The 18,028-nt window shown below is 37.5% G+C and carries 20 protein-coding genes; 11 read left to right on the forward strand and 9 right to left on the reverse strand.

All coding sequences use genetic code 11. The features are described from left to right. Positions 1-391: 391 nt before the first annotated feature. Complete coding sequence (locus tag ACLFMM_RS04945; protein ID WP_410807604.1) at positions 392-1,387, reverse strand: NOG1 family protein; 996 nt, start codon at positions 1,385-1,387, stop codon at positions 392-394. A gap of 262 nt (positions 1,388-1,649) precedes the next feature. Here ACLFMM_RS04945 and ACLFMM_RS04950 point away from each other — a divergent pair, with 262 nt between their 5' ends. Then, positions 1,650-2,525, forward strand: a complete 876-nt coding sequence (locus ACLFMM_RS04950; protein ID WP_410807605.1) for a CBS domain-containing protein — start codon at positions 1,650-1,652, stop codon at positions 2,523-2,525. Here ACLFMM_RS04950 and hisE read toward each other — a convergent pair whose 3' ends face one another. From hisE to ACLFMM_RS04965, 3 genes are all read right to left on the reverse strand, one after another. Continuing rightward, positions 2,526-2,831, reverse strand: coding sequence for a phosphoribosyl-ATP diphosphatase (gene hisE, locus ACLFMM_RS04955; RefSeq protein ID WP_410807606.1), 306 nt, complete (start codon positions 2,829-2,831; stop codon positions 2,526-2,528). It lies immediately after the preceding gene. Positions 2,832-2,868: 37 nt separating this feature from the next. Continuing rightward, positions 2,869-4,152: a 3-isopropylmalate dehydratase large subunit gene (locus ACLFMM_RS04960; RefSeq protein ID WP_410807607.1), complete on the reverse strand. Its 1,284-nt coding sequence runs from the start codon at positions 4,150-4,152 to the stop codon at positions 2,869-2,871. 126 nt (positions 4,153-4,278) lie between these two features. Continuing rightward, positions 4,279-5,778, reverse strand: a complete 1,500-nt coding sequence (locus ACLFMM_RS04965; RefSeq protein ID WP_410807608.1) for a DHH family phosphoesterase — start codon at positions 5,776-5,778, stop codon at positions 4,279-4,281. A 125-nt stretch (positions 5,779-5,903) separates the two neighbouring features. Here ACLFMM_RS04965 and ACLFMM_RS04970 point away from each other — a divergent pair, with 125 nt between their 5' ends. The 7 genes from ACLFMM_RS04970 to ACLFMM_RS05000 all read left to right on the forward strand — a co-directional run bounded on the left by ACLFMM_RS04970 (position 5,904) and on the right by ACLFMM_RS05000 (position 11,016). Then, positions 5,904-7,385, forward strand: a complete 1,482-nt coding sequence (locus tag ACLFMM_RS04970; RefSeq protein ID WP_410807609.1) for an NAD(P)H-hydrate dehydratase — start codon at positions 5,904-5,906, stop codon at positions 7,383-7,385. Between the two features lie 12 nt (positions 7,386-7,397). Next, complete coding sequence (locus tag ACLFMM_RS04975; protein ID WP_410807610.1) at positions 7,398-7,580, forward strand: hypothetical protein; 183 nt, start codon at positions 7,398-7,400, stop codon at positions 7,578-7,580. A gap of 19 nt (positions 7,581-7,599) precedes the next feature. After that, on the forward strand, positions 7,600-8,076 hold the full coding sequence (gene moaC, locus ACLFMM_RS04980; protein WP_410807611.1) for a cyclic pyranopterin monophosphate synthase MoaC: 477 nt from the start codon (positions 7,600-7,602) through the stop codon (positions 8,074-8,076). Between the two features lie 67 nt (positions 8,077-8,143). Then, the gene (locus tag ACLFMM_RS04985; RefSeq protein ID WP_410807612.1) at positions 8,144-9,001 is read left to right on the forward strand and encodes a ribose-phosphate diphosphokinase; all 858 of its coding nucleotides are present in this window, start codon (positions 8,144-8,146) and stop codon (positions 8,999-9,001) included. Positions 9,002-9,048: 47 nt separating this feature from the next. Beyond that, the gene (locus ACLFMM_RS04990) at positions 9,049-9,573 is read left to right on the forward strand and encodes a hypothetical protein (protein ID WP_410807613.1); all 525 of its coding nucleotides are present in this window, start codon (positions 9,049-9,051) and stop codon (positions 9,571-9,573) included. A 26-nt stretch (positions 9,574-9,599) separates the two neighbouring features. Beyond that, a complete protein-coding gene (locus ACLFMM_RS04995) occupies positions 9,600-10,223 on the forward strand; it encodes an endonuclease III domain-containing protein (RefSeq protein WP_410807614.1) in 624 nt (207 codons plus the stop codon). Positions 10,224-10,230: 7 nt separating this feature from the next. Then, positions 10,231-11,016 (forward strand): C15orf41 family protein, encoded by a 786-nt coding sequence (locus tag ACLFMM_RS05000; protein ID WP_410807615.1) that lies wholly within the window; start codon positions 10,231-10,233, stop codon positions 11,014-11,016. Here ACLFMM_RS05000 and ACLFMM_RS05005 read toward each other — a convergent pair. Both ACLFMM_RS05005 and ACLFMM_RS05010 read right to left on the reverse strand, forming a co-directional pair. Beyond that, complete coding sequence (locus ACLFMM_RS05005) at positions 11,002-11,304, reverse strand: hypothetical protein (protein WP_410807616.1); 303 nt, start codon at positions 11,302-11,304, stop codon at positions 11,002-11,004. The two genes, ACLFMM_RS05000 and ACLFMM_RS05005, sit on opposite strands and share 15 nt — an antisense overlap. 227 nt (positions 11,305-11,531) lie before the next feature. Then, positions 11,532-11,750 carry a hypothetical protein gene (locus tag ACLFMM_RS05010; RefSeq protein WP_410807617.1) on the reverse strand — a complete coding sequence of 73 codons (219 nt, stop codon included), beginning with the start codon at positions 11,748-11,750 and terminating at the stop codon, positions 11,532-11,534. Between the two features lie 230 nt (positions 11,751-11,980). Between ACLFMM_RS05010 and lysS the strand changes: the two genes are divergently transcribed. Next, positions 11,981-13,573: a lysine--tRNA ligase gene (gene lysS, locus ACLFMM_RS05015; RefSeq protein WP_410807618.1), complete on the forward strand. Its 1,593-nt coding sequence runs from the start codon at positions 11,981-11,983 to the stop codon at positions 13,571-13,573. A 3-nt stretch (positions 13,574-13,576) separates the two neighbouring features. Beyond that, positions 13,577-14,242, forward strand: a complete 666-nt coding sequence (locus ACLFMM_RS05020; RefSeq protein WP_410807619.1) for a methyltransferase domain-containing protein — start codon at positions 13,577-13,579, stop codon at positions 14,240-14,242. On the opposite strand, the gene ACLFMM_RS05025 is transcribed toward ACLFMM_RS05020, so the two are convergent. The 3 genes from ACLFMM_RS05025 to ACLFMM_RS05035 form a co-directional block, all read right to left on the reverse strand. Then, positions 14,239-14,499 carry a pro-sigmaK processing inhibitor BofA family protein gene (locus tag ACLFMM_RS05025; RefSeq protein WP_410807620.1) on the reverse strand — a complete coding sequence of 87 codons (261 nt, stop codon included), beginning with the start codon at positions 14,497-14,499 and terminating at the stop codon, positions 14,239-14,241. The genes ACLFMM_RS05020 and ACLFMM_RS05025 overlap by 4 nt on opposite strands. Positions 14,500-14,537: 38 nt before the next feature. Then, positions 14,538-14,864 (reverse strand): deoxyribonucleoside 5'-monophosphate N-glycosidase, encoded by a 327-nt coding sequence (locus ACLFMM_RS05030; protein ID WP_410807621.1) that lies wholly within the window; start codon positions 14,862-14,864, stop codon positions 14,538-14,540. 95 nt (positions 14,865-14,959) lie between these two features. Continuing rightward, on the reverse strand, positions 14,960-17,413 hold the full coding sequence (locus ACLFMM_RS05035) for a DUF3656 domain-containing U32 family peptidase (protein WP_410807622.1): 2,454 nt from the start codon (positions 17,411-17,413) through the stop codon (positions 14,960-14,962). 322 nt (positions 17,414-17,735) lie between these two features. Between ACLFMM_RS05035 and ACLFMM_RS05040 the strand changes: the two genes are divergently transcribed. Further along, positions 17,736-18,028 (forward strand): transposase (locus ACLFMM_RS05040; protein WP_410807623.1); only part of this gene is annotated, 293 nt, incomplete at its 3' end.

The raw sequence follows: 18,028 nt of genomic DNA on the forward strand, positions 1-18,028 counted from the left end.
TTCCAGATTTATGCCGTTTAGTTTATCCTGTCCCGGATAGTAGTGTTTTACCATTATGAATCACTCCTTTAGATTTGATTGAATTGTATAAATTGTTCCTTTTTCTTTTCTATCATCTATAACATCTGATTACTTTTTGAGGGGGTTATGCATCTGTTTATTGATGCAGGGTATACTGATGTTGAAGTCAGTCGCTTTAAATTTAGAACTGCTGAACCAGGATATTTTAGTTCACTGAGCTGATTCATCGGTAACCCCACTCAATATATAATTATAACTTATGTCGATATAAAAATGGCGCATATTTCCTAAAAAATATACAGTGTAAACAACGTTAACGAGTTGATAAAAAATTAAGAAAAAGAACGTATAAAAGGTTTCTATTAACAAATTATTTTAGTGGTTCTGATACATTCCTGAAAAAATCCTGTTTTGCCCCGATTATATCAACCAGTTTATCAACAACTTCATCAACCCCTTCATGAGTTACGGTGGACATTTCCATATCCACAAATCCAAGTTCCTGGAACTCAGGAAGGTCTGATTTATTGGATACTACCAGTACCGGAATCTTGAACTGTTGCCTGATTTCCTCAAACAGATGTTTCTGGTCATCTACTGTATATCCACAGGTTTCACTTGCATCCACCAGATATAGCAGAACCGAACCAAGATGTTTTAAAGCCGTGACCGCCTGTAATTCGATATCATTTCTATCAGACATAGGTCTGTCAAGCAAACCTGGTGTATCTATTACCTGGTACCTTATATTATCCCTTGTAAAATGTCCTATGGATATTCCTTTTGTTGTAAAGGGGTAGGTTGCTATTTCAGGGTGTGCTTTAGTAGCAATTGTAACGAAGCTGGATTTACCGGTATTTGGGTACCCGGCAACTACTATCGTGGGTTCATTGACATCTACATCCGGAAGTTTTCGCAGTGTATTTCTTGCTTCATTTAAGAATTTTAAATCTTTGTCTATGGAATTCATTATAGAGGACATTCGACCATACACTTCTTTTTGAATTGTCTGTGGGTCATTACTACTGCGGATTTTGCCAATCCGTTCTCTCCCCAAATCATGTATTTTTTCACTTGCCCAGTAAATAGAACCAAGCGATATTTTGAGTTTATCCACCCCTGCTATAATATCTGCTAAATCATAATAGAAATCCGATAATTCGTCAAAATCTGGAAAACGCCTTACAATATTAGCAAGGTTATCTGAAAGAATGTTTGCAGATGTTAGTATCATGGATTCATAGGCTTCACGGTTACTTTTAATATCTCTGATTTTTTTCCCACGTCTGGCTCTGGATGCTCGTCTGAATGCTTTGTCTAATAATTCGTCTGATGTAGGAACAGAGTGGATTTTTTCAAATATCATATTTAATTTCCCTTTTGTAATTGTTAAATTTCTGTTATTTATCCATGATAATACTGCAATATATATTTATAAAGCCTTTAAGTATTTATAAATGTATAGATATCTTACATATTGTACAAGATAAATATTATCTCCAATTAATAATAAAAATAGCATATATTTTTATCCCTGCGAGCTATTCCTAATTATTATCAATGATATATGTTGCAAATATATTTATACAACTTTTAATTATTTATATATAGATTCAAACGGTGGTTGAATGGAACTCACTCCAATCCAGAAAGATATAATTATCGCGTTAATCAATCTCCAACGCCAGGAAAATCACGCAATCAAAGGCGAAGATATTGCAGAGGTAATACAACGAAATCCTGGTACTGTACGTAATCAAATGCAGTCTCTAAAAGTACTCGGGCTTGTAGAAGGTGTACCTGGGCCAAAAGGTGGATATAAAGCAACTGGTAAAGCTTATGAAGCATTAAATATACCATCAATGGAAAAAGAGGCAATTGTTAAGGTATATCGAAACGGCAAACTTGTCGAAGGTTCTACTGCTGCAGAGATCAGTTTTACCACGGTAAGACACCCGGAACTGTGCAATGGTATGATAAAAGTTCTGGGAGATATAAGAGATTTCAAAGAAGGAGACCAGTTACAAGTCGGTCCAACACCTGTAAACCAGCTTATTGTACGAGGAGTAGTCGTAGGACGAGATGATACAAACAATTCTCTGCTTTTTTCTATAACAGAAATGGTTTCAATACCAAAAATCCCTGTCAAAAATTATGTCACAAAGGATTCAGTAATGGTCAATGTTAATGCTACCCTGCAGGAGGCTGCACGTATATTTGTAAAAAACAATGTCCACGGCTCACCTGTTGAGGACAAGGGCTCAATCGTAGGTGTAGTGACGTTTACTGACATAGGTGACGCCATTGCAAGTGGAAAAATGTCACTTAAAGTAAGGGATATCATGACGAAAGAACTTATAACAGTAGATGGTGATACACCCCTGAATGAAGCTGTTAAAATCTTCAACAAACACAACATTGGCGGATTGATTGTAACAATTAATGGAGTACCTGAAGGTTTTGTCTCAAAAACCGATGTCCTTCATGAACTGGCTGTATATTAATTAACCACGGCGATTCCTAAGCTCATCCGCAATTTCAGAAAGTTCTATACCGTTTGCTGCAAGCATTATAAGTAAATGGAACATCAAATCAGAGGATTCGTAAACAATATCTTCATGGTTTTTGTTTTTAACAGCAAGCACAGTTTCCACTGATTCTTCTCCTAATTTCTCAAGGACTTTATCTATCCCTTTATCATGATTGAGAAGTGAGCAAACATAGGAATTTTCAACGGGGTTATTCCTTCGGTCCTGGATTATATCATAAATTTCATTCAATATTGAAAGGTCTGCATTCGATTCAGACATTTTAACCCTCATCATAAAAATATTTAAAATTAATAATTCAGATTTTTCTGGGGTCAGTGATTTCTCCGGTCAAAGCTGATGCAGCTGCTGTAGCTGGGGAACTCAGATATACAAAAGATTCAGGACTGCCTTCTCTTCCCTTAAAATTGCGGTTTGATGTTGCAAGTCCTACTTCTCCATCTCCGAGCAATCCGAACGAACCTCCCATACATGGACCGCAACAGGGTGACTCTACAATTGCTCCTGCTTCCATGAACTGCTCAATATATCCTGCTTTCAGGAGTTTCATATATTCGGTCCTTGAAGCAGGGATTATCAGCAAACGCACATTTTCTGCAACCTTCTTTCCATCCATGATTTTTGCAGCTATTTCAAGGTCCTCAAATCGCCCGTTTGTACACGAGCCGATAAATATCTGGTCCAGTTTTGTACCTTCCATATCACTAACAGGTTTTACATTATCCACGTTGTGCGGACATGCGATTTGTGGTTCCAGATTGGATACATCATATTTACGGATTTCAGAATAATTCGCATCTGTATCTGACTTCCACTCAGGGTCAAGTTTATAATCTGGTATACGTTCCTGGATATACTTTTCAGTAACTTCATCTGGTTCTATAATTCCTGCCTTTCCACCCATTTCAATTGCCATGTTGGACATTGTCATGCGCTCTGAAACCGACATGTTCTGTACAGTCGACCCACCGAATTCAGCAGTTTTGTACATAGCACAGTCGGCGCCTACATCCCCAATTATATGAAGGATGACATCTTTTGAATACACTTTTTCCGGCAATTCTCCATTGATTTCAAACCTTATAGTTTCAGGAACCTTAAACCACAGTTTCCCGGAAGCAAACACAGCTGCCATATCAGTTGAACCCACACCTGTGGAAAATGCTCCTATTGATCCGTAGGCACATGTGTGAGAGTCTGAACCTACCACTAGGTCTCCAGGCTTTACATGTCCTTTTTCAGGCACGACCTGATGACAGATGCCCTCATAAACATCATAATTAAGAATTCCCTGCTCTTTTGCAAAGTTTCTGAGCATTATGTGATTGGATGCTGCATTCAAAGAATCCGCAGGAACCTGATGGTCAAAAATGATTACAATTTTACTCGGGTCCCATACCTTTGGATCCTTTTTATTTTCCATGATTTTATAGAACCCTTCTACAGCCAGAGGACCTGTAATATCATGGGTCATTGCACTGTCAATACTTGCAAATACAAAATCTCCTGCTCTTACATCTGTTCCCGATGCCTTGGACATTATTTTTTCAGAAATTGTCATTGGTTGTTTATCGTCAGACATGATTATCAGTACAGTGTTTTATGATTATAATGGATAACTGGTTAAGGATTACTGTATACCTAGTAGAAATTTATTTGATTTATAATTACCCATCAAACAGTTGACTACAATTTACAAAAAGAAATATCAATCTTCTGATTCTTCCACACCTACAGCACTTAAAAACTTTTTAACAACAGCTTCATTGACCAAGCGTAAAAGGGTCTGCCTGTCTTTTGCAGCACTGAACACTCCGAGTGGTACCTGTGCTGCTGCAGCTGTTGCATGTCCTCCTGCTGACTCTTCACCAAACGCCCGCTTCATTACATCTCCGAGATTGATTTTTATGTCGTTGCTCCGTCCTGAAATGTAGATTTTGTCCTTGGACACTCCAAACACAACAGATGTAGATATTCCTTCCAGGTTTAACAAATAATCTGCTGCCTGTGGTAGTGTATCACGGTCTCTGACTGCACCTACATTTGATAGGAGATAGCTTCCGAATACCTGTCTGTTTTTAATTGCTTCTCCGAATACCTCAAGAGTTTCTGTTGCTATTGAGGGGCGCTCAAGCTGCTCAAGAATTTCATGGTCAGCCAGTGGGTAGAGGAATGATGCAGCTGAAAGATCAGCAGGGTCTGTATTTCTTTTGAAATCCTGTGTATCGGTCCTTATACCATACAACAGCGCTGTTGCAAGATTACTGGTTATGTCTATATTTAATTCCTGGAGGTATTTGGTAAGTATTGTAGCTGTTGCCCCTATATTGGGTCTGATATCGATATAATCCGCATCGATTTCAACATCTTCTACAGGGTGATGGTCCAGTACAATGCCCACATGGGTATCTTCAGCAAGCATATTGTTGGAACCGGGGACTGCACAATCCACCAGTGCTACATTCTGGAAATCAGAAATATCCCTCTCCTCCATTCTATTCAAGTCAACATCCAGAAGATTCACAAAGGCTTTGTTTTCCTGATGACCGATTTCACCATGGTAAAATATAGTACTTTCTATACCATAGGTTTTTGCGATCTCTTTAAGTGCCATTGCACTGGAAATGGCATCGGGGTCCGGGTTATCATGGACCACTATACCGAGTTTTTTATCTGCTATATCCTTCAACCATCTGGTTAATTTGGTACCCCTGCGCATGGATTCTGCACGTTCAAGTGTTCTTGCAAGTGACGTTGCCACAACCCTTGACGGTATTATGACATAATCAGCACCCTTGGATTCCATTTCTTTTTTATTTATAACATCTGATGCACGTGCCACACAATAGACATCAGGTGATACTAGCTTTTTGATGTTTTCTATGGCTGATTTGTTGGATTCATTATCAGAACTCAATACAAGTACAGCAGTAAGATTCCTGACATTGATTTGATTAAGGGTTTCTGAATTACTTATATCTCCCTGGATAGCTTCATATTCTTCTTCTCTAAGGGTTTCAATTTTGGCAGGATCTTTATCGATGATCACAAGGTCTTTATCAAGCTCCCTGAGTTCTTTTGCTACTGCAAAACCAATGCTCCCACTACCAAGAACAAGATATGTTGGCTTAATTTTTGATTTAGCAGGTAAATAGGAAGGTTTAGCTTTAGTTTTGGTGGATGAATTTGCAGCCTTAGCGGTAGCCATAGTGCAGTACCTCCTTCGTAATATCAGGACACAATTGTTTATTAAGGAACTTTCGGTTAAACCCCTTTAAACATTAACTAATATTAATCAATAAATACAATGCTAATAAATAAATATTGGTTACTATGTACTCAATAACAACTTTACAGATGAATGCAATCGATCAGAATTGTGAATATTTCGGTTTGAGCACTCTCCAACTTATGGAAAATGCAGGGTCTGGTATAGCAAATGAAATCAAAAACCTGTTCAAAAGCGGGTCAATTGTTGTTATTGCGGGGAAGGGCAACAATGGAGGGGATGCATTTGTCGCGGCAAGACATCTTGCATTGAACAACAACTATACAATTAAAATCATATTACTGGGTCGCAGTGACAATATAAAGACCGATGATGCAAAAAAGAATTATCAGGTACTCAAACATTGCGGTATAAGGGATATCTTGGAAATTTCGGATTCAACACAGCTATCCAATCTGGATTGGATTATCAACGCTGATGTAATAATAGATGCAATCCTTGGCACCGGTGTTAAAGGTAAAATTCGGGAACCAGAGTCTACCGCCATTGATCTGATAAACAGTTCAAATGCTAAGATAATCTCAGTCGATGTTCCATCCGGTCTTGACCCAGACGGTGGTTCTTTTGAAAAATCTGTAATTTCAGATGTCACACTTACCTTCCACCGCATGAAACCGGGTCTTCAATCAAAACACATTAACAGATACACGAAGGACGTCAAGGTTATAGATATTGGTATCTGTTCAGACGCTGAAAGCATGGTAGGAACGGGTAATTTAAATGCGCTGAAAAAACGTACCAAAGACAGCCACAAAGGTAATTCCGGTAAGATACTGATAATCGGTGGTGGTGCATATTCAGGAGCACCTGGACTTACCGGACTGGCTGCACTGAGAGCAGGTGCAGATCTTGTTACAATAGCTACACCTAAAAATGTAGCAGATATAGTAGCATCTTTTTCACCAAACCTTATAGTGCATTCCCTTTCCAGTAATATGCTTAGTCCTGAAGACATACCCCAAATCAAAGATTTAATTCTATCCCATGATGTGGTTATAATGGGGATGGGGATCGGTCGTAATGACAAAAGCAAAACTACAATCGCAAATCTGATTCCCTATTGTAATAAAGTTGTAGTTGATGCGGATGGGCTTTATGGACTTGATTTTGAAAATATCCGCGAATCCTGTTGTAACATGATAATTACCCCACATGCAGGAGAATTCGAATATCTTCAAAATAAAAACATTCCTGATGATAGAAGTTCACGTACCAATGATGTACTGAATTTTTCAAAGACCAATCATATTGTGACAATATTAAAAGGTAAAGAAGACATCATATCCGATGGTGAAAAAGTATTATACAATCAGACCGGAAACCCAGGGATGACAGTTGGTGGTACCGGAGATGTACTGGCTGGCATTATAGGAGCACTGTTTGCAGTAAATCCTGCAGTTGAATCTGCATCCTGTGGTGCGTTTATAAATGGTGTTGCCGGTGATCTGGCTTTTGAAGAAAAAGATTTTGGGTTACTTGCAACTGATATTATTGACAGGGTTAGCGATGTTATGAAATCAAAATAAAGGAGAGATTCAATGGAAAAATATGAACGGAAAATCAATGTAGACCTCGAAAGGAACAGAATAAGACTGGTAATAAGTTATGGGGAAGATGAAGAAATTATCAAATTGAACCTTCATGAAGCAAGAGATTTACTCGGAAAACTTGATGAAACCCTTGAAGACTATGAGCAGCGGAAGAATGTACGGATAGATTAATACCTGATTGGGTGGTTGTTTGGCAAAAGAGTTTACCCATATTATTGATGATAGAGTGCAGATGATTGATACCAGTCAGAAAAATTCTGTGACACGTCTGGCGGTTGCTTCAGGAAAAATAATACTTACAGAAGATACAATCAGCAAAATACGCTCCAGTTCCATAGAAAAGGGAAATGTACTGGCAACTGCAAGAGTGTCAGCCATCATGGCTGTCAAAAGAACATCTGACACTATTCCTATGTGCCATCCCATACCAATTACTGGTATTGACATCGACTTTGATGTTAATGATGACTCAATAACAGTTAGGGTTAAAGTTAAATCAGTCGGAAAAACCGGTGTTGAAATGGAAGCACTCAATGGCGTTTCAACTGCTCTACTTACCATATGGGACATGGTTAAATCTGCTGAAAAAGATGAAACTGGAAACTATCCCCATACAAAAATCCAAGATATTGAAGTTGTTGAAAAAACCAAATCAGAATCTATATAAAAAACCAACCTAAGTACAAAATAAAAATTGAAGGTATATGTTAATCAAAAAATAAGAGGTACAAAATTTGAAAATTATAGGAGGACCAGCATCCCAGTTACTTGCATCCCGAGTTGCAGGAAAAATGAACAGTAAACCTGTCCTGTGTGAATTTGATAAGTTCCCTGATGGTGAGTTGTATACACGTATCCTGGATGATAACATTGAAAATGAAAAAATTGCTATTATACAGTGTACGTATACAGATTCTGATTTTATATCGCTTTTACAATTAATTGATGCCTGCGAAGGTGCAGAACAGGTCAATGTGGTTATACCTTATCTGGGGTATAGCAGGCAGGATGAAAAATTCAAAAGTGGTGAGGCCATCAGTGCCCGTGCAATTACCAGAGCACTTACCGCAGATAATGTGTTTACTGTAAATATCCACGAAAAAAGTATACTTGAATACATCAATGCAAATAGCACTACCGACCTTGAAGCATCATACCTGTTGGGTAATCATATAGAAACTCTTGATTTAAAAGAACCGTTGATAGTTGCTCCTGACTCCGGTGCAATATATCTTGCTGAAAATGCGTCCTCAAAAACAGGTATAGAATACGACTATCTTGAAAAGGAGAGGATATCAGGTGAAAAAGTATCCATCAAAACAAAAAATATGGATGTTACAGGAAGGGATGTGGTATTGTTAGATGATATGATTGCCACAGGTGGTACTATGGCAGAATCCATCAAAATACTGAAGTCACAGGGTGCTAATGATGTTTACCTTGCATGTATACACCCGGTTCTGGCAAAAAATGCAGTTTTACGGCTGTTTAATGCTGGTGTCCGTGATATCATCTCCACTGATACCATTGAAAAGGCTGAGAGTGTGGTCAGTGTTGCACCACTAATCGCAGATTCGTTGAATAAAATATAATAAAGACATAATTTTATATATTTGTCCAAAATAAAAAGGAGATTAGATTGACCATGACATTGCCTGAAGTATGTCCACTGGACAAAAATTCTGGATGCAAAAAAGAGGCTTGCCATCTATACCACATCGATTGGCGTTCTGGTGATGAAAACTGTACGATTGGTTACCGCTATACACACCGAGAAGGGAAAAGCGCCCAGTCTGTACAGGACAATTATGCAGAAAATGTCCGCATGAAACTGGGTAAAACAATTGATGAAATGCCAGAAATTAATGACCCAAGAAGAGAAGAAAACCGTTACCAGGATTTTACTATAAATACAGAGGAAAAGAGAAAAGGAAATCTTGAGACTAAAAACAAAGCTAACTCGTCACAAATAACCGAAGTCGAAGAAATAAATGAAAAAGTTGTTACATCTGATAAAAATACGACTGTTATCCAGTCCTGCAACAGTGATGAAATTATCGATTCGGATACAGAGAACAATAATTCCAAAAAATCCAGAAAAAGTATAGACGAATCCATGGAACTTGATTTACCCGATGATTACGAAAAAGAATATTGGAAATAATAATGTGTATTTCAAGTCAGGATTTGATGAAAATATACCACCAGCTTATGGATGAATTTGGACCCCAATATTGGTGGCCGGCAGATACTCCTTTCGAAGTAATCGTAGGTGCCATATTGACCCAGCAAACCAAATGGACCAATGTTGAAAAAGCCATATCCAATCTCAAAAATTACAACCTTTTAAATAAAAAAGCACTCGCAAATACAGATATCGAAACCATAGAAGAACTTATATATTGCTGTGGATTTTACCGTCAAAAAGCTGCCAGATTGAAGAATGTAGCTGCTTACTTTTCTGAAAACGGACTTGATTCTGTGTTCAGCCAGGATATCGATGAACTAAGAGCAACACTTCTATCATTAAAAGGTATAGGTGAGGAAACTGCTGATAGTATAATACTGTACTCTGCTGAAAAACCCAAATTCGTAATTGATGCCTATACAAAACGTATCATGGGGTGTCTTGGAGTTAAAGGTAATTATAAACAAATTCAAACACTTTTTGAAAATAAAATCCCTGTAGATGTAAAACTCTATCAGGAATATCATGCGTTGATTGTAGAATATGCAAAGAAATACTGTGTAAAAAAACAGTGTGATAATTGTATTCTTCTCGAAACTGATATAAACTCCTACCAGAATAAATAATGGTAATATGGAGAAAAAACGATACCAACATATATACGAATCCATAGATATTTTTGATGATGTTGAAGAACTGGCTGAAAAATTCATGGAACCAGTAGGAGTGATATCATCCATACTGTCACAGAAAACTGTATCAAAGGTCAAAAAGACTCAACCCAGGGTACAGAAAAACATTCACAAACATCTAAAAGAATGGGAAAAAGGTTATACAATACAGGAAATCGCAAAGAGAAATAAACTTCCTGAATCCCTTATGGCAACAATCTTGCTAAAAGAAATGGGCTATTCGAAAAAACAAATATTTAGTAACCCGGATACACTTTCAAAACCGCGTTTAAAAAAAGAAATAAAAGAAGTTATAGAATCGGATTATCATTATTCACCCAAAGCCCATAAAATGCAGAGCATCAGGGGACAGATGGGTGAGGATATAATTGAAAAATGGCTAATACACAACAAACTGGATTATTATACCGAAGATGACCTTCGTGACTATGGACACACAAAAACACCTGATTTTGTATTGAATGATACACTGATTATTGAAGGTTTAGATATTCAATGGATAGAAAGCAAAGCCCTTTTTGGTGATGAAAGGGAGCACAAACATTATTTCAAGAAACAATTCAAACAGTATGAAGAAAAATTCGGTCAGGGAATGGTTGTTTACTGGTACGGTTTCCTGGAAAATATAGACCTACAAAACCATATCATAAAGGATTATGAGTTTTTCTACAACCACAAGCTCGTAGAAGATGTTGACAAGCTTTTAAGTTTTTCAATCCAGTGGTAAATGAATCCGTTTTAATTTTCCAGCATCCATATCCTGTCCAGTATAATGCACTTGTCTGAAAGATTTTTCATAGGTATTAATTTTAGGTGTTCTATTGTCCAGACCGGTAACAATATCCCCTGCAACTTTATTATCATAACCCAGATGCATATGGTTCTCATCAAGAGTCACAATCCGATCATCTAGCTGAGATTTTAATTCCACAAGATCAAGGTGCAACTCCCATATTTTCTGCCCGATTTCATCAAACTTTTTCCTATCTGCATCTGGTTTATCGATATTAAACAATCCTGTACCCCCACTACTTTAGCCAGATCTACAAACAGGGGGAGAACGGTAACTAATTGATTATTAACCCTGTCCCCCTCCTAACTAGTATTTACTAGCAATAGAAAATAAGTATGTCAAATAATAAATAATCTTAAGAAAATGAGTTCAGAAACGTAATTCTGTAATTGAATTACAGATACCAGAAATATTAAAACTGTAAAAAAAGAATAAAAAATAAATAATTTTTAGTTCGAGGAGAGTATTCTGGATAATGGTTCAATGCTTTCGGACTGCAGGTTGAAATTTCCGATTGTTTTATTATCATACATTAGTCCCTGATTGCCCATTAACACAAGCATTGAATTTAATTCTTCTGCTGCTGGATCTCTGAATTTATACAATTCAAAAATATCTGCCAAAACACTGAGAGAGTTATTATGTATTCCATTAGTGATACGAGTCATTAAAATTAATTATGCATGATTATTATTAAATACTTTTGGTTCGGAAATGTACGAACAAAATATTTGCATCACTGATATCACTAGCATTAGATTTATATCAAATAATAATAAGGAAAGCTGTCCATATATCATAGTTTAATAGGATTAAAGTTAATATATTATTAGTATTTAATACAGCCGACCCTATTCATTTAAATTCATATTCAAAAATATAATATCGGTGAAACAATATGGCAGATATCAAACACTGGGCAGATGTTGCAGCAGATAAAGCATTAAATCGCGGGGGCAAACATCTTGTTGCAACCGGTATAACTCCTTCCGGTCATATACATATAGGAAACATGAGAGAAGTTGTAACCGCTGATGCAGTCTATAGAACACTGACTGATAAAGGCGGGGATACAGAACTTATCTATATCGCAGATACCTATGATCCCCTGAGAAAGGTATATCCATTTCTCCCTGAGAGTTATTCAGAACATATAGGAAAACCATTATCAGAAATTCCCTGTCCCTGCGGTAATTGTGAGAATTATGCACAGCATTTTTTAACACCGTTCCTTGAATCCTTAAGTAGGTTGGGAATCCATCCAAAAGTATACAAAGGTGACGAACTCTACAAAAGCGGTTCGTATACTGATGCGATAAAAACCGCCCTTTTAAACAGAGATGAAATTTCACGAATAATCGAAGAGGAAACAGGGAAGGAACCCAACCCCGAATGGGGTCCGTTCAATCCGATATGTAACGTGTGTGGGAGGATAAACACCACAAAAGTAACCGGTTATGATATTGAAAATGAGACAGTGGATTTTGTCTGTTCCAATGGGCACTCAGGTACGGTGCCAATGACCGGTGGTGGAAAACTTACATGGCGTGTGGACTGGCCCGCTCGCTGGCAAATTTTAGGTGTCACAGTTGAACCTTTTGGAAAAGACCATGCTTCAAAGGGTGGGTCCTATGACACTGGTAAGCGGATAGCGAAGGAAATCTATGGGTATGAACCACCATATCCGGTAATCTACGAGTGGATCATGCTTGGTAAAGAGGGTGCTATGTCTTCATCCAGTGGAGTAGTGGTTACAATTTCTGATATGCTCAAGGTAGTACCTCCCGAAATTTTGAGATACCTGATTATCAAAACAAAACCTGAAAAACATATTTCCTTTGACCCGGGATTGCCGTTATTAACACTGGTTGATGAATTCGAGCGTATAAAATCCAGTGATGATCTGGATGAAGCTGATGAGCGGGTTTTTGATTTGTCACATGCATCTGGTATCTGCCATACAGACATTCCATTCAAACACATGGTTACTATCTATCAGGTAGCCAGGGGTAACTTTGACCAGATACTGCAAATTTTAAAACGCGCTGGATATGACACCAGCAATGTACATTGTATACGTGAACTTGTAGATAATGTAAAGAACTGGCTTGAGATGTACGCACCGGATTTTGTGAAATTCAGTGTAAAGGATAAATTACCTGAAAAAGCTGCAACCCTCTCAGATGAACAGAAAGCTTTCCTTGGTGCACTCGCAGAGGTAATAGAAGAAAGAGGTCATTTAAGCGGTGAAGATTACCATAATCTAGTTTATCAGGCAAAAGAAAAGGGTTCAACTATACATTCAAAAATGACTGATATGCTCAATACCAACCCGGAGTATCTGAATCCGAACCCAAAAAATTTGTTTAAAGCTATCTATATAACAATGCTTGGACAAAAATCAGGTCCAAAAGCAGGATGGTTCCTCTCATCTTTTGAAAAGGATTTCCTTGTTAAAAGATTCAGAGAAGCTTCAACATACAGTCCCTGATTTATGAATTCTGATAACAGATGGGATAACCTGAAATCCCAGTTCCTAGTATGGGAACAGGAATATTCCCATGTTAAATGGGGTGGACCACGATCCATAGAGATGGTAAGCTCCATAATTCCACCAGAATGTAAAATTTTGGATGCTGGGTGTGGCAACGGACGGCATCTGCTCCCCTTGTCAAAACTATATAATGTTACAGGGATTGAACTTTCCCCTACTGCGCTTAAAAATGCAAAATCATATATTGAAAAAAATAACCGATGTGCTCATTACTGCGTATCTACAACAACCCATCTTCCTTTTTATGATAAATCCTTTAATGGAGTATTATGTCTGGGAGTACTGCAGCATCTGTATGAAAATGAACGGTTACTGACTGTATCTGAATTTTCTAGGGTTCTGGTTCCCGGTGGTTTTCTCTTTTTCGAGGCTTTTGGGGTAGATGATATGAGGTATGGTAAAGGTGACAATACAAACCCCGAAGAAAACACATTTATTCGAAACAAGGGGATAATCTACCATTATTTTACCAGAGACGAGGTCAAATTACTTCTAGAAAAATACAGGTTTCAAATAAGCGACATCAGGGATATGAAAACTGAAAAAAAGTTTAAGGGTGAAAGATACACCAGACATATGATACATGCGGTTGCACAAAAAGTTTAAAACGCTATCCCAAGATAATTTAACAGAATTATAAGCAGTGCCCCGAAAATACCACCAATCGCGCATACAAGGAACACTATCCACGTATAGGCTATACCCAATCCAAATACTATATTTGCACCAATAAGAACAACGAGTCCTGTTACAGTATTAATAATAAGTTTTTTGATGGATCTCAACAATATATACATTACTACTGCTGCTATAATTGCAATCACTATAACCGATAGTTCTGGTGTTGTTGGTATTACTGGCATAGTATCAATGTAAAAAAGGTGTAAGAGATATATAAAAATTACTGAGATAATATTGAATCAATTGAACCTGTTATAATTGTTTCCAGTTCACTGACATCTGAATATTCAACAATTGATATTTTATCGTAGGTATTTCCAAGAACCATTGAAGACACATCTGCATCCCTATCATGCATACAGATGACAGGGATGCCCTCATGAACTGCATGACATATTTCATAACCAACTCCTATAGACGGCACTGTTACCTCCGCAAGAAGAATATCACTTGACTCTATCAATCCAATATCTCTTTTAAAAATTTCCTGTTCTCTCATACCTGACTCGGTATATTCCAGAGTGGTATCCACAACATGCCAGCTCATAATCTCAAACCCCTGATTATGAAGAAAATTACATATACAATTGTATACAGGCAACATCTTCCTCCCACCGCGTATAGAACCCGAAAAGAATATTTTCATAATACACCTCTGTAATAGTGTCCTTTGGTATGCCCTCTCAATATATTTTTACATCCATAACGGGATGTATTGCTGTCAACAGCATCCCTATAAATACCTGTTAATTTTGCAACATGGTAGGATTCATACATTCCCGCGTTAATTCTTATGCTGTATAAACCTGAGTTGAGAATTTCTTCTATATTATCAAGCATACATAAATCCCTTGAATTAAAAATATGAGTCCTGCAACTTGTATCCATCTCCATTGGAAATGTAAATCCCTTCCTATCAGCTATTTCATATTTTCCAGATCTGCATGGAGATCCACAGGATTTATGATTTCCAAAAATACCGCCAATAAAACAGTGTTCAGATACCATAACCTCTATTGGACCGTGAACGATACATTCCGCCGGTCCGAACGATGATATTGTTTTTACCTGGTCAATTGTCAGCTCAGGGGATAACGTCACTTTTTCAGCTCCGTATCTGAGCATATAATCAAATGATAATTTATTGAACACGTTTAATGGTGTATCAACAATAACGGACAACCCCATTTTTTTTGCTGTTTTCAAAATTCCAGTATTGGATACCAAAACCCCATCAAAATTATGCTTTTTTACCTTATCAAGTGTTTTTATGACATCCTCCATTTCGTTGTCAGTTATTATACTGGGTGTATTGAGATAAATCCTGCATCCTGAGTTATGTGCAGTTTCTTTTGCATACTGGAGGTCGTTTTTTAAAATTTCAAAACTTCGGTATTTTAAAATTTCAAAATAGATAATATCTGCACCTCCAGAAATAGCAGCCATCATCTGACTGATTGAACTTACATTTAAAGCAAGGTTTGGGGTATTAATATCAGAAGTCACTGGTGCTGGTTTTAAATGTTTTTCGTAGGATTCGTCTCCTTCCTTTTGAAAGCGTCTACATTTTTCAATCCGTTTTTTTTCAAGCCCAGATATTGCTGCATTTCTGATTGCATTTATCCGACCAATTGGTATGAAGATATTCTCATCTGAATGAATGGTTATTTTTGAAGGGTCAAATACTGTATCCCCCATCTTTGCAATCTGTTTTTTAATCTGTTCTTCAGAAGTCGGTTTCTTCGATGCTTTTTCAACTACATAATCAGATGTTACCAAAACTTCATTTATTCCATCACTCATTTGAGTTACAAGATATGAACCGACTGATGCCCTCACAGTAACAGTGACCGGTATTTTTCGAATTGGTGCAGAAGATGTGAACGTCTTTTCAAGGGATTCATTGAGATTTTTATCAAAGGTTTTGTAAACCCTTCTGCCGGGTTTTATCTTATTTTTAAAAGGTATAGCTACTAACGAACCCGCATCTGCACTATCGGTTTTCTTTACGTTTTTGTATATATTTGTCACAGTATCTCCGATTTCGTCAATCCCTTCAATACCTATCCCATCACCAATACTTAATGTATCTGAAAGTCTAATTTCCAGATTTTTATATCTGCGGTTATAATCCATAACTTTGCCCACTGGTAACCCACGGTTATATGGGCGTACCGGGTTAATGAGGTCATATATTGGATTACCAATAAGATAGGCAGTTGTAAAATCCCTGTTAAAAAGTTGTGCAAGCTGTTTTAATTCATTATCATATACTGTGTAACCTGATGGATTTTTCATATACCTGTCAATCAATTTCCGGTATATAGATACTACTCCTGCTACATACTCAGGGCGTTTCATTCGCCCTTCTATCTTGAAAGCATCAATTCCTGTATTGATAAGTTTGGGTAAAATTTCTGCAGTGTTCAAATCCTTTGGACTCAGCAGATATTCTCCTTTTGTATCGATCATTTTTCCGTTTTTGTAAAGACTGTACTTTTTACGGCAGGGCTGAGCACAAAACCCCCGGTTACCACTTCGTCCACCGATTATACTGCTGAATAGGCACTGCCCTGAATAGGATATACATAAAGCTCCATGTACAAAAGTTTCTATACCTATATCTGTGTTATGTCTGATGTACTCGATTTGTTTAAGGTTCAGTTCCCTTGCAAGTATTACCCGTTCTATACCCATGTCTTCCAAAAACCGAACTGATTCAAGATTGTGTATTGTCATCTGAGTGCTTGCATGTACAGGAAGGTCAGGTACCAGTTCTCTTGCAAGATAGATCAACCCCAAGTCCTGCAATATCACTGCATCTGTTCCGAGATCATGAAGGTGATAGAGGATATTGACAGCATCTTCAATTTCGTTATCTTTTATGAGAACATTAAGTGTCACATATACCCTGACACCTCTTAAATGGGCGTAATCTATAGCTTCTGTGAGTTTATCCTTCGAGAAATTGTTTGCATACCCTCTGGCACTCAGGGATTTCATACCAAGATATACTGCATCTGCTCCATTTTCCACTGCAGCTATAAGAGAGTTCATGTCACCTGCCGGTGCCATCAATTCAGGTTTTTTCAACATATTAACATCAGTCAATCAGTGGTTTTTATATAACTAGTCGTCTGGGCTATATTAAAAAAATAATTTAAAATAAAAAATATTTGCTCCTCGATTAATAAGGTAGAGCCTGATTATATATAAACTGATTCCAAGTACTACCAGATTAAAAAGGGCTTTGAATACCGGGATATACCGGGTTTTGAACCACATTTCAATCAGGCCGTCCATTAAAAAGTGAACTACCACTTGGCTAAACAGCCTGTCCGACAATTCTGACCACTGTTAACCTATTTTTACCTATTAGACAAATAAATATAAATTATAGATTAATTTATTTACTAATATGGCATTCATCCAATCATCCAAAGACCAGACATGGCTGCTGCCACCTGATATAAGAGACATGATAAGTTCTGACCATATCTGCTACCTGGTAGATTCGTTCGTAGAAGAACTCGACTTCAGCGAGTTCGAAGATAGATATGCGGGTGCTGGGCACCCCGCATATCATCCAAGGATACTCTGCAAAGTACTGATACAGGCGATGCTAGATGGTATCAGATCGTCACGTACCATCGCACGATGTGTACGTGAGAATGTAGTATACATGTACCTCGCTGAGAAACTGACTCCGGA

Source organism: Methanohalobium sp., assembly GCF_046546175.1.
GTDB lineage: Archaea > Halobacteriota > Methanosarcinia > Methanosarcinales > Methanosarcinaceae > Methanohalobium.